The 12,862-nt window shown below is 63.8% G+C and carries 11 protein-coding genes; 4 read left to right on the top strand and 7 right to left on the bottom strand.

Annotated features, from left to right (window positions below; translation table 11 throughout):
• Positions 1-565 precede the first annotated feature (565 nt).
• On the bottom strand, positions 566-1,024 hold the full coding sequence (locus tag NKJ06_RS31455) for a hypothetical protein (protein ID WP_352635040.1): 459 nt from the start codon (positions 1,022-1,024) through the stop codon (positions 566-568).
• A 295-nt stretch (positions 1,025-1,319) separates the two neighbouring features.
• On the opposite strand from NKJ06_RS31455, the gene NKJ06_RS31450 reads away from it, so the two are divergent.
• On the top strand, positions 1,320-3,323 hold the full coding sequence (locus NKJ06_RS31450) for a PhoX family protein (protein WP_352635039.1): 2,004 nt from the start codon (positions 1,320-1,322) through the stop codon (positions 3,321-3,323).
• Positions 3,324-3,507: 184 nt separating this feature from the next.
• Here NKJ06_RS31450 and NKJ06_RS31445 read toward each other — a convergent pair whose 3' ends face one another.
• Positions 3,508-4,689: a flavin-containing monooxygenase gene (locus tag NKJ06_RS31445; RefSeq protein WP_352635037.1), complete on the bottom strand. Its 1,182-nt coding sequence runs from the start codon at positions 4,687-4,689 to the stop codon at positions 3,508-3,510.
• Positions 4,690-5,039: 350 nt separating this feature from the next.
• On the opposite strand from NKJ06_RS31445, the gene NKJ06_RS31440 reads away from it, so the two are divergent.
• Positions 5,040-6,077: a phosphatidylglycerol lysyltransferase domain-containing protein gene (locus NKJ06_RS31440; RefSeq protein WP_352635035.1), complete on the top strand. Its 1,038-nt coding sequence runs from the start codon at positions 5,040-5,042 to the stop codon at positions 6,075-6,077.
• A gap of 31 nt (positions 6,078-6,108) precedes the next feature.
• Here NKJ06_RS31440 and NKJ06_RS31435 read toward each other — a convergent pair whose 3' ends face one another.
• On the bottom strand, positions 6,109-6,870 hold the full coding sequence (locus NKJ06_RS31435) for an ABC transporter permease (protein WP_352811920.1): 762 nt from the start codon (positions 6,868-6,870) through the stop codon (positions 6,109-6,111).
• A gap of 14 nt (positions 6,871-6,884) precedes the next feature.
• Complete coding sequence (locus NKJ06_RS31430; protein WP_352811915.1) at positions 6,885-7,811, bottom strand: ABC transporter ATP-binding protein; 927 nt, start codon at positions 7,809-7,811, stop codon at positions 6,885-6,887.
• 296 nt (positions 7,812-8,107) lie between these two features.
• On the opposite strand from NKJ06_RS31430, the gene NKJ06_RS31425 reads away from it, so the two are divergent.
• Together NKJ06_RS31425 and NKJ06_RS31420 are read left to right on the top strand one after the other, a co-directional pair.
• Positions 8,108-9,469, top strand: a complete 1,362-nt coding sequence (locus NKJ06_RS31425; protein WP_352811912.1) for a cytochrome ubiquinol oxidase subunit I — start codon at positions 8,108-8,110, stop codon at positions 9,467-9,469.
• Between the two features lie 4 nt (positions 9,470-9,473).
• Complete coding sequence (locus NKJ06_RS31420; RefSeq protein ID WP_352811911.1) at positions 9,474-10,478, top strand: cytochrome d ubiquinol oxidase subunit II; 1,005 nt, start codon at positions 9,474-9,476, stop codon at positions 10,476-10,478.
• Between the two features lie 169 nt (positions 10,479-10,647).
• On the opposite strand, the gene msrA is transcribed toward NKJ06_RS31420, so the two are convergent.
• From msrA to NKJ06_RS31405, 3 genes are all read right to left on the bottom strand, one after another.
• Entirely contained in the window at positions 10,648-11,379 is a 732-nt protein-coding gene (gene msrA / locus NKJ06_RS31415; protein ID WP_352811910.1) for a peptide-methionine (S)-S-oxide reductase MsrA, read from the bottom strand.
• A 111-nt stretch (positions 11,380-11,490) separates the two neighbouring features.
• A complete protein-coding gene (locus tag NKJ06_RS31410) occupies positions 11,491-11,724 on the bottom strand; it encodes a hypothetical protein (protein ID WP_352811908.1) in 234 nt (77 codons plus the stop codon).
• Between the two features lie 97 nt (positions 11,725-11,821).
• Positions 11,822-12,520: a DUF1223 domain-containing protein gene (locus tag NKJ06_RS31405; protein ID WP_352811907.1), complete on the bottom strand. Its 699-nt coding sequence runs from the start codon at positions 12,518-12,520 to the stop codon at positions 11,822-11,824.
• Positions 12,521-12,862 lie beyond the last annotated feature (342 nt).

Genomic DNA, 12,862 nt, shown 5'->3' with positions numbered 1-12,862 from the left:
ATTTCCGCCGCTGCTATTACCGCCGCTGTTGCCGCCACCGGAATTGCCGCCACCACCGCCGTTTCCACCACCGCCGCCGTTGCCGCCGCCGCCGCCTCCACCACCGCTGCCGCCTGCAACGGCGGTGGCGGCATGGATCCCGGGAATGGAATCTTGGAGGGCAATTTGATAGGGGGCAATGATCAACGCCAGCGCAGCCGCGGATCTGAGCGCCAGCCAGCAACAACGGGTCGTGACCGATCTTTGCATCCTGATCTCCGTCGATTGAGTCCGGCGTGCCCACCCTCAACGTTACAGTTGCAACCAACATCGCCGAAAGACGTGGTGCCCGGAAGCGACCTCCGACCGTTGCGGTTGTCCCCTAGGACCTTTGCAAGCGCAAGGTTGGACTAAAGTCCTATTCGTATGCTATATTAGCTTCGTATGAACGGCGCCGCGACCGCCATCGCCGACGGGAGACTGGCTTTCCCGATGTCTGGGCGGCGGCAGACGCCGAACATCAAGGTCACCTCCGCCGGGGGCGGCGGAGGTGACTGCGAGGTTGGCCGTTGCTTCTGGCCTTGCCTCACAATGCCTCGAGGCGACTGAAATCGTCCGCCGTCGCCGGACGTTCGACGATCGTGCGGCCGAGAGCATCCTTCATCTCGAAACGGCCGTTCTCGATCTCTTCCCTGATGCCGTCGGGATGCTCGACCTCGATCTTGTTGCCGTCCACTTCGACCTTGTCGCCGGTGGCCGCATTGACATGACGGCCAGTTCCGCCATTGCCGGATCCGGAATTGTCGGTTCCGCCGTGAGCGTTACCGCCGCCATTGTTACCACCACCGGCCCCGGAATTGCCGCTGTTTCCACCGTTTCCACCACTTCCGCCACTATTTCCGCCATCCTTGGCGTGCGCGGCTGCGGCAACGATGCCGGGAGCGGAGCCGTGGAAGGCGAGTTGACAGGGAGCGATGGCCAGCGCCAATGCCGATGTCGCTCTCAGAGCCAGCCAGCGATAGCGGGTGGGGATCGATCCACGCATCTCGGTCCTCCTTTTCATCAGGCCGACGCCGGCGTTGGCAAACCGCCGATCATTGCCGACATAGCTGCCTTGGCATAAGGGGCCCGCGACCGATGCCGCGCCAACAGGGACCTTTGCGTGGCCGATCAGGGACCTTGGTCCCCCCGCGTTGCGCCATTGCGAAAGGGTCGGCTGCCTAGATCGTGGAATGCGATTGAAAGCGGTTTGAGATGTCACGAAAATGTGATCGACCGGATATAAGGGGTTAAACAGGCAACACGCTCCAGCCATCCCCCGAAGCCAGAGGCAAAGCCCAATGACCGAACTTCGCTCCCCCGACGCCCGATTCCGCACCAGCCTGCTCGAGGAAAACGACGGCCCGGCCACCAACCCCACCGACAACCGCACCATGGGCGAGATCATCGCCACGAGGTTCTCGCGCCGTGGCTTCCTCAAGGGCTCGCTTGCCGTCTCGGCCATCGCCGCCACCGTCAGCCCGCTGGCGCTGGTCAGCGCCGACGAAGCGCGGGCAGCGGAAGGCTCTGCCTTCGCGTTCGACGAACTGGAGGCAGGCATCGACGACAAGCACCATGTCGCACCCGGCTACGACGCCGATGTGCTGTTGCGCTGGGGCGATCCGCTGTTTGCCGATTCACCGGAGTTCGACCCGACGAAACAGTCGGCGCCGACGCAGGCGAAACAATTCGGCTACAACAACGACTATGTCGGCTATCTCCCGATCGACGGTTCGGCCGAACACGGCTTGCTGGTCGTCAACCACGAATACACCAACCCGCATCTGATGTTCCCGGGCATCGTCAGGATCGTCGACAAGGACGGCAAGAAGTCGGCCGAGGTCGCACCGCTCTCTAAGGAGCAGGTCGATGTCGAGATGGCAGCCCACGGCGGCACCATCGTCGAGATCCGCAAGGTCTCGGGCAAATGGCAGGTGGTGCGCGACGGCAAGCTCAACCGCCGCATCACCTCCAACACCGAAATGGCGCTGTCCGGTCCGGTCGCCGGCCACGACCGCGTCAAGACCAATGCCGACCCGTCCGGCACCAGGGTGTTCGGCACGTTCAACAACTGCGCCGGCGGTGTCACCCCCTGGGGCACTTACGTGATGGCCGAGGAGAACATCCACGGCTATTTCTCCGGCGACCTGCCGGAGGGCCACAAGGAGGCCGCCAACTACAAACGCCTGGGCATTCCCGAAGGCGCCTATGAGTGGGCCGCACATTACGACCGTTTCGACCTTGCCAAGGAGCCCAACGAGGCCAATCGCTTCGGCTGGATCGTCGAGGTCGATGTCAACGACCCGACCTCGACGCCGAGGAAGCGCACCGCCATGGGCCGCTTCAAGCACGAGGGCGCCGAATCGATCGTCGCCAAAGATGGCCGCGTCGTCTTCTATCTCGGCGACGACGAGCGCTTCGACTATGTCTACAAATTCGTCACCAAGGGTACGTTCAATCCGAACGACCATGCCGCCAACAAGGATCTGCTCGACGACGGCACCCTGCATGTCGCCAAGTTCGCCGAGGACGGTTCGGTCGAATGGCTGCCGATCGTCTTTGGCCAGGCGCCGCTGACGACCGAAAACGGCTTTGCCAGCCAGGCCGACGTGCTGATCGAGACACGGCGCGCCGCCGACCTGCTCGGCGCCACCAAGATGGACCGCCCCGAAGACATCCAGCCCAATGGTGTCAACGGCAAGGTCTACGTCATGCTGACCAACAATTCGAAGCGCAAGGCCGACCAGGTCGATGCCGCCAACCCACGCGCTGAAAACGCCTTCGGCCACATCATCGAGATATCGGAGGACGGCGGCGATTTCACTGCCACCAAGGGCAAGTGGGAAGTGCTTTTGAAATGCGGCGATCCCTCGGTGGCCGATGTCGGCGCCACCTTTTCGACGGCAACGACGGCCAATGGCTGGTTCGGCATGCCCGACAATTGCGCGGTCGATTCGGCTGGGCGCCTATGGGTGGCCACCGACGGCCAGGGCCCGAAAGCCACCGGCCGCACCGACGGCCTGTGGGCGGTGGACACCGAAGGCTCGGCGCGGGCGACCTCGAAACTGTTCTTCCGCGTGCCGATCGGCGCCGAAATGTGCGGTCCGCTGTTTGCGCCCGACGACCAGACCGCCTTTGTCGCCGTCCAGCATCCGGGCGACGGCGGCGAGGACTGGGAGCCGTTCGGCCGCCCGTCCTACTATGAGGACCTGTCGACACGCTGGCCCGACTTCAAGCCCGACATGCCGGTGCGGCCGTCGGTGGTTGCCATCACCAAACAGGGCGGCGGCAAGATCGCGGTCTGATCGCTTCTCGACGTTGGTAGAGCCGTACACGGACGGCGGAGCAGAATTCTGCACCGCCGTAACGCTTGGCTTGAAAGTCGCGGCATGGATCTGGGGTCTGCGCTGCATCGCTGCGCTCCTTGCTCCGCCCGTGGATAACGAAGCGACGGCTGAAATCATTCAAGCCTCGGGCCTCGATTCGAAATCAGCGTGCGGCGCCGGATGAGGAGCCAGCGATCCGCTTGGCGATCGCCTTGGCCAGGATGCCGGCATTGGCGAAACAGCCGCGAATGCTTGGCCGCATGCCGGTGAACCACAGGCCGGGCAGCTTCGGATCGGCTTGCCCGCCGTTGAAGAGCGGAACGCCCTTGCCGTCGAGCACGCCGAGCTTGCCGACCATGGGCTCGAGCCCGGTGCGGTAGCCTGTCGCGGCAATGACGATGTCGGGATGGATCAGGCTGCCATTGGCCAGGATCACGCCGTCGCGGGTGAATTCCCGTATCGCCGGCACCACGGTGATCTTGCCCGACTTGATGGCGTGGACGGCGCCATCGTCGGCGGCGATCGCGGTGTAGTCCGAGGTCAGCCGGCTGGCGCCGCCCGAGGGCGCCGGCGGCAGGCCGAATTTGGTCAGGTCGCCGAAGACCAGGCGCTGCGTTGCCGCCATCACCGCATCGGCGATCCGCAACGGCAAGCGCGCCATGAGCGGCGAAAGCTTATGCACGGCGATCTTGCTGATCCGCTTGGGCAGCAAAGCGGGGCCGTTGCGGGCCGACAGCCAGATGGCTGCCGTGTTGACGCCGGCCAGATGATTGAGCGCGTCGAAACCCGAATTGCCGGCGCCCACGACCAGCACTTTTTGGCCCGCATAGCCCTGCGCGTCGCCGAAATCCGCCGAATGGATGATGCGGCCGGCGAAACCTTTCATGCCTTTCCATTCGGGGATGAACGGCTGCCTGTCGCGACCGGTGGCGATGACGACATTGCGGGCCAGGCGCAGTCCGGCGCTGGTCGTCAGCGCCCAATGGTCGCCCTTGAAGGCTATCTCTTCGACAGCGACGCCAAACTGAACCGGCAGCCGGTTCTCCTCCCTGAAATCATTCATATGGCGGATGACGACCATCTTTTGCGGAAAGGCAGGCGTGCCCGGGGGATAGGCAAGGCCAGGCAGCGAAGAAAGATCGCGGTGGGTGTTGAGATGCAACTGCTGATGCCGCCGGTGCCAGGGCTCGGCCAGCCGGCTTTCCTTTTCCAGGATGGCCGTCGGTACGCCGGCGTTCATCAAGGCATGCGCCGCGGCCAGTCCGGCAACACCGGCGCCGACGACGATTGCCGGCTCGACTGTTATCGGCAGGTCCGCAACCGATCTGATCGTCGTATCAGCCATTCACTCTCGAATCCCATTCGACCATTTCAATAGGCTCGCAGGGCGCTGTAACCGTTTGATCCCGCGCAGGATCCATACAGCAAACCGCCACCGATTTTCGAGCCATACGATTTTCGAGCCACACGCCGAACCGTGGTTGCGCTGTATATGGCATATGCGCGATATCAGCGGTAATCAGGTCGCGGCAATGTGATTGATTCGAGGCTCGGGGGCTGGCGGGTCTCTGTTATCCCCCACGTGTGTGCCCGGAGCCGAGTTCGGTTTTCGAGGTCATGCGCAGAATCAAAGTGTTACAGCACCTTTGCGCGTCTTGAACGCGCGGCGCTGTGGCGGCACGCGGAATCTCGACCATGCCCTCCTTGCGGATCTATTTCGACAAAATCCTTGAGGGCGCCGCGCCCAAGGTGGCGCGGCGGGAGCTGACGCATGTCGAGCGCCTGGCGCTGGTTCGCCGCCACGGCGACTTCTCCCTTGCCTATTCCAGCGCCGTGCAAAACAAGCTTTCCTATTTCGGCGACGCCGACGGCTACATCGCCTTCGGCACCAAGATGAAGCATCATTTCGCGCTCGGCGATCCGGTGGCAGCTCCAATGCTGCGGCCCGATTACATCAGACGCTTCGTCGAGGCCGCCGGCAGCCCGTGGTTCGTGCAGATCGGCGAGGAGACCGCACGCGTGCTGGCCGGGCTCGGCTACAAGGTCAATCGGCTCGGCATCGATACCCGCCTCACCCTGCCCGACCATGATTTTTCCGGAAAGCGCAACGAGACCGTGCGCTACTCCGAGCGCTGGCTGCTGAAGAAGGGCTTTTCGTTCGAAGAGGACAGGCGCACGATCCACCTCGACGAGATCGCACGGCTTTCCCAAAACTGGCGCAGCGACCGCATCGTCAAGCGCTGGGAGATGGGCTTTCTCAACCGCCCGTTCGCCGACCATCTCGGCATCGACATGCGTCGTTTCGTGCTGCATGGGCCGGATGGCGAGTTGGTGGCCTTGCTCGACTTCGACCCGTTGTATCGCGACGGCAAGGTCATCGGCTACACCACCGCCTTCAAGCGCAAGCACATCGATGCCTCGCCACATGCCGAGATCGGCCTGACCAAGTTCGCCGTCGACCGTTTTCGCGAAGAGGGCATCTCGGTGGTCAGGCTCGGCCTGTCGCCGCTCGTCGACATCGGCCCGAGCGGATTTGCCGAGAGCGACTTCTGGCGCAACACTTTTCAGCGCGCCTACGATTCGCCATGGGTCAACCGGCGCAGGTTCAACCTGCAGGGCCAGGCGGCGTTCAAGCGCCGCTTCCACGGTGTCGAGGAGTCAGTCTACATCGCCTTCCGCGAGGGGACCTATGTCGAGATGCTGGGGTTGCTGCGGCTGGTCAAGGCCATCTAGGTCTGGCCGTGGCTCAGGGTATTTTCGTCGCTCAGTTCCTGAGCCGATAACCGGTCCTGAAGATCCAGGCGACGATCGCTATGCACGCCAGCAGGAAAACGACGGTCATGCCGAGGCTGATGCCGACCGAGACGTCGGACTTGCCGTAAAAGCTCCAGCGGAAGCCGCTGATCAAATAGACGACCGGGTTGAACAGCGTCACCGTGCGCCAGATGCCGGGCAGCATGTTGATCGAATAGAAGCTGCCGCCGAGGAAGGTCAGCGGCGTGATGATCAAGAGCGGCACCAGTTGCAGCTGCTCGAAACTCTTCGCCCAGATGCCGATGATGAAGCCGAACAGGCTGAAGGTCACCGCCGTCAGCACCAGGAAGGCGACCATCCAGAACGGATGCAGGATGGTGAGCGGCACGAACAGCGATGCTGTCGCCAGGATGATCAGGCCGAGGATGATCGACTTGGTCGCCGCGCCGCCGACATAGGCGATGACGATCTCCAGATAGGAGACCGGCGCCGACAGAAGCTCGTAGATCGAGCCGACGAATTTCGGGAAATAGATGGCAAAGGAGGCGTTGGAGATCGACTGCGTCAACAGCGACAGCATGATCAGGCCCGGCACGATGAAGGCGCCGTAGCTGATGCCGTCGATCTCGGTGATACGTGAGCCGATGGCCGAGCCGAAGACGACGAAATACAGCGATGTCGAGATGACCGGCGAGACGATGCTCTGCAGCACGGTGCGAAAGGCACGCGCCATTTCCATCCGGTAGATCGCCCATACCGCACGAAAATTCATGGCCGCGCGCAGGTTCATGGCTCTCTCCTCACCAGATTGACGAAGATCTCCTCGAGCGAGCTGTTTTGCGTGTCGATATCGCGGAACTGGATGCCACCGGCCTCGAGGTCGCGGATGAGCGAGGCGACGCCCGGCCGCTCGGCCTGGTTGTCATAGGTGTAGGTCAGCTGCCCGCCATCGGGCGACAGCTCCAGCGCATAGCTTGAGAACGCCTCCGGAATGGCCGTCAGCGGATTGCGCAGTTCCAGCACCAGCCGCTTGCGGCCGAGCTTGCGCATCAGTTCGGCCTTGTTCTCGACCAGGATGATCTCGCCGCGATTGATGACGCCGACGCGGTCGGCCATCGCCTCGGCTTCCTCGATGTAATGGGTGGTGAGGATGATGGTGACGCCGTCCTCGCGCAGCCGGCGCACCATCGCCCACATGTCCTGGCGCAGCTCGACATCGACGCCGGCGGTCGGCTCGTCGAGGAACAGGATGCGCGGCTCGTGCGACAGCGCCTTGGCGATCATTAGCCGGCGCTTCATGCCGCCCGACAGGGTGATCGCCTTAGCGTCCTTCTTGTCCCACAGCGACAGGTCGCGCAGCACCTTCTCGACGAAGGCCGGGTTGGCCGGCTTGCCGAATAGGCCGCGGCTGTAGTTGACCGTCGCCCAGACGCTTTCGAAAGCGTCGATGGTCAGTTCCTGCGGCACCAGCCCGATCAGCCTGCGCGCCGCGCGGTAGTCCCTGTTGATGTCGTGACCGTCGACGGTGACGGTGCCCGAGGAGCGGTTGACGATGCCGCAGACGATCGAGATCAGCGTCGTCTTGCCGGCGCCGTTCGGACCAAGCAGCGCAAAGATCTCGCCGCGTTGGATGTCGAGATTGACCTCCTTGAGCGCGGTGAAACCGGTGGCGTAGGTCTTGGAGACCCCGGAAATGGACAGGATGGAAGGCATGGCTGAAAACGGCTGCTTGAAAGAGGTCCCCTGATATAGGCCGAATGTCGTTCCATGCAACTGGAAGTCAAGGCCGCTGCTGACAGTTCTCGACAATGATCGCAGGCCATGGGGATTGCAGGCCATGCCGATTGCAGGCCACGGGGATTTCAGGCCATGGGCGCATAGGCTGGGAATAGCACGCATGCGTCATATTGGCGGGGCACTGCGGCGTTCCGCCTCGCGGCGGGACGCCGCTTTGACCAAGTCCGGCTCGCGCCCTATTCTTCAATCATTAGAAGCAGCCGGAGCCCACCATGGACCCGCTCATCCTGTCGCGCATGCAATTCGGCGCGAATATTTCGTTCCATATATTGTTTCCGACGATCACCATTGCGCTTGGCTGGGTGCTGCTGTTCTTCAAGCTGCGCTACAACGCGACAGGCGATTCCGCCTGGATACGTGCGTATTTCACCTGGGTGAAGGTGTTCGCGCTGTCCTTCGCCATGGGTGTGGTCACCGGCGTCACCATGAGCTTCCAGTTCGGCACCAATTGGCCGGGCTACATGGAAAAGGTGGGCAACATCGCCGGGCCGCTGCTGGCCTACGAGATCCTCACCGCCTTCTTCCTCGAAGCGGCCTTCCTTGGCATCATGCTGTTCGGCTTCCGCCGCGTCTCCAACCGCATCCACACGCTGGCGACGGTGCTGGTGGCGGGCGGCACCACCGTCTCGGCCTTCTGGATCATCGCGCTCAATTCCTGGATGCAGACGCCGGCCGGCTTCGAGATCCGCGACGGCGTGGCGCATGCCGTCGACTGGTGGGCTGTTGTCTTCAACCCGTCGATGCCCTACCGGCTGACCCACATGCTCTTGGCTTCCGGCCTGACGGTGTCGTTCCTGATTGCTGGCCTGTCGGCGCTGCGCTACCTCACCGGCGACCGCTCGGAATCGATGTGGAAAGCGCTGCGCACCGGTGTGTTCACCGCGGCGATCCTGATCCCGATCCAGATCTTCGCCGGCGACCAGCATGGGCTGAACACGCTGGAGCACCAGCCGCAGAAGATCGCCGCCATGGAGGCCAACTGGAACACCGCCCCCAACGTGCCGCTGGTGCTCTTCGCGCTGCCCGACGAGACGGCCAAGGAAAACAGGTTCGAGATCGCCATCCCCGATGGGGCCAGCCTGGTGCTGCGGCACTCGACCAGCGGCGTGGTGCCGGGGCTGAACGATTATCCCGGCAACCATCCGCCGGTCTTCCCGGTGTTCTGGGGTTTCCGCATCATGGTCGGCACCGGCATCCTAATGCTGCTCGTCTCGTGGTCGGCGGCCTTTTTCCTCAAGCGCCGCCACAGCCTGCCGAAGCCGCTCGCTTTGCTTATGGTGCCGATGGCGCTGTCGGGCTGGCTGGCGACGCTGGCCGGCTGGTACACCACCGAAATCGGCCGCCAGCCCTGGCTGGTGACCGGTGTGCTGAAAACCGCCGACGCGGTCGGCCCGGTGGCCGGCAGCCATGTCGCGCTGACGCTCGCCATTTATCTCGTTCTCTACGTGCTTTTGCTGATCGCCTATCTCGGCGTGCTGGTGCACCTGGCGCTGAAGGCTGCGAAGGACGGCGATAACTCGCCGCTGCCGGGCGTGCTCAACGCGCCGATGTCGCAGCCGGCTGCGGGGGAGTGAGAAAATGACCTTCGACTGGCCAACCGCGCTTCCGCTGATCTTCGCCGGCCTGATGGGCCTCGCCATCCTGATCTACGTCATTCTCGACGGTTTCGATCTCGGTATCGGCATCCTGTTCGCCGCCGCCGAAGATGCCGAACAGGACACGATGATCGCCGCGATCGGCCCGTTCTGGGACGCCAACGAGACCTGGCTGGTGCTGGCCGTCGGCCTTTTGCTGGTCGCCTTCCCGCTGGCGCATGGCGTCATCCTGACCGCGCTCTACATTCCGGTCTTCGTGCTTCTGGTCGGGCTGATCCTGCGCGGCGTCGCCTTCGATTTCCGCGCCAAGGTGCCGACCGAGCGCAAGCACCGCTGGAACCGTATTTTCTTCCTGGGCTCACTCATCGCCTCGCTGGCGCAGGGCTATATGCTGGGCGTCTATGTGCTCGGCCTCGATGTCGGGCCGGGCGGCGTGGCGTTCGGCGTGCTGGTGGCGTTCTGCCTGGCCGCGGCTTACGCGGCGATGGGCGCGGCCTGGGTGATCTATAAGACCGAGGGCGAGCTGCAGAAGAAGGCGGTGCGCTGGCTGCGCACGACGCTGGTGCTGACCGCGCTCGGCATGGTTGCCATCTCGCTGGCAACGCCGCTCGCCAGCCCGCGCATCTTTGACAAATGGTTCGTCTGGCCGTCGATGCTCTATCTGTCGCCGCTGCCGATCCTGTCGGCGCTGCTGTTTCTGTGGCTGTGGCGGCAGACCTTCCATCTGCCGAAGCCCGGCGACCGCCATTCGCTGACGCCGTTCCTGACGCTGGCCGCCATCTTCGCGCTCGGCTTTGCCGGTCTCGCCTGGTCGTTCTACCCGTTCGTGGTGCCGGATCGCCTGACCATCTGGCAAGCTGCCTCGGCACCGGAAAGCCTGGCCATCATCCTGGCCGGCACCGTGGTCGTGCTGCCGGTCATCATCTTCTATTCGTTCTATGCCTACCGGGTGTTCGGCGGCAAGGCGACGGATCTGACGTATGACTGAGGAGGCATAATCTCCCCCCTCGAGGGGGAGATGTCGCCGCAGGCGACAGAGGGGGTCGCTGCGCGTGAAGCGCTAACCTTCTTCTGCCGCAAGGGGTCGAGCCCGGTCGGACCGACCCCCTCTGGCCGCTTCGCGGCCATCTCCCCCTCGAGGGGGGAGATCATGCGCCTCAATTGCTCGCCGACAGAACCAGCACCGGCTTTTCGCTGTACAGCGCCGGGAACAGCGCCTTCAGGTTCGCCACCTTGGGCAGGTCGTTGTAGACGATGTAGGGATAGGTCGGGTTCAGCGTCAGGAAATCCTGATGATAGTTCTCGGCCGGATAGAAGGTCTTGCCGGTTTCCAGCGTGGTGACGATCGGCTCCGGGAACACCTTGGCCTGGTCGAGCTGGGCGATGTAGCTCTCAGCAATCTTCTTTTGCGCATCGTTTTCGGCAAAGATCGTCGAGCGGTACTGCGTGCCGGAGTCCGGTCCCTGGAAGTTCAGCTGGGTCGGGTTGTGAGCGACCGAGAAATAGACCTGCAGCAGCTGGCCATAGGTCACCTCGGACGGATCGTAGGTGATCTCGACGGATTCGGCGTGCCCGGTGCGGCCTGAGCCGACCGTCTCGTAGACGGCGGTGTCCCTGTCGCCGCCGGTGTAGCCGGAGACGGCCTTGCTGACGCCCTTGACGTGCTGGAAGACGCCCTGCACGCCCCAGAAGCAGCCGCCGGCGAAGATTGCCTTTTCGCTGCCGGCCACCGCCTTTTCGTCCAAAGCCGGCGGCGGGATCTTCACCGCGTCCTCGGCAGAAACCGCCGGCGTCAGCCAGAAGGCGGCGCCCGCGGCGGCCAGCGCAAGCGCGGCGAGCGCGCCTTTGACAAAGCCGAACGAACGGTTTGAAATCTTGATGTCGGTCATGGTTGCACTCCTCATGGCTTCCATTCGGATCAGTCTATTGGATCAGGAACGGCGGCGCGACGCACGAGTTGCGGCGGGGGCTCACATTCGCGTGCGCCGCTGGCGATCGGCCTAGTTGGCCGGCTTCATGGCATTGGTGGCCATCGGATCGGCGGGCTTCATGGCGTCAGCCGCTGGCTTCATCGCATTGGTGGTCATCGGATCGGCCGGCTTCATCGCATTGGCAGCCGGCTTCATCGCATTGGCTGCGTCGTCGGCACGGGCGATGCCGCCGGCAAACAGCGCCGTCGAGCACAGGGCGAGAGCGAGCGCCGGCAGCGTCAGGCGGCGGGACAGATGGGTCATGGTGATGTCTCCTTGGGGTTGGTCGTCGGGCCTCTTGGCGGCCGTTCTATGCGGCGCCGCGCGTGCGGCGTTTGCGCAATCTCTTTTGAAGCGTGATCTAGTTGGTAGCGGCGGCCAGGATCGGCCCGCCGCCTGGCGACTGGACGAGCACGGCGGTGCTCAGGTCGTCCGAAGCCGGCGGCAGATCGAGCGCCGCGGCGACGCCAGTCCAGCTGCCGATTTTCTTGAGCGAATGCACGACATTGGCATGTGGCAAAGTGCGGCCGGTGTTTTCGCCGCGCGCCACCGGCACCTGGACGACTCCCCTGAGATAGCGCACCAGCCAGATATCGGCCCTGCCGCCCGGCACCGAGCCGGCGCCGATGCTGATCTTGCCGCCGTCGAGCGACAGCGACGGGCCGCTCGTTTGGCCGCTCACCGAGATCAGCTTTTCGATCTCGCCGGGTGCCGCGCCGACGACATCGGCATGGCCGTTGACCACCACCTGCGGCGTGAACGGACCGTCATGGCCGAGCGGCGGCTCGTAGCTGACCTGGCGCTGGGTGAATTCCTGGCGGCCGAACGTGTCCTTCCAGCCGAGATAGTCCCAGTAGGTGACGTTGAAGGACAGCGCCAGCACGCCGGGCTGGTCCTTGACCTTGATCAGATTGGCGTTGGCCGGCGGGCAGGACGAGCAGCCCTGGCTGGTGAACAGCTCGACCACGGTGAGCGGCTGGGCGGCCGCGGCACCGAGCGACACTGCCAGCGCAAGCGCGCCAAGGCTGGACACTGTGACGAACTTGCGGGACCCTGACATCGGCTTGCTCCATGGGCGGCGGCGCCTGGATGCGCCGCTCATGTCCCCACTTCGCCCCCGTCTGCCGCTTCGTTACAGCGCTCACCGGTTTGTGATCGTCAGAGAGATTCCCATGTGAGGCAGGCGGACAGCACCCCCCTCTGGCCTGCCGGCCATCTCCCCCGCAAGGAGGGAGATCCACCCTCATCACGGCTTTCGCCAATCACCAAACTTCGCGAGAGGAGCGCGGCCAACGAAGCTGCCAATCTCCCCACTCGTGCAGGGCTGTCCGGGGAAAGTTTTGAGTGAATCGAAATGCCGCATGTGCATGCCCCGCAAAACGGGGTTTGTCCGTCTTCTCTC

Source organism: Mesorhizobium sp. M0293 (genome assembly GCF_040321735.1).
Taxonomy (GTDB): Bacteria; Pseudomonadota; Alphaproteobacteria; order Rhizobiales; family Rhizobiaceae; genus Mesorhizobium.
Note: the sequence above shows the minus strand (reverse complement) of the source record. Positions and strands in the feature narration are given on the sequence as shown.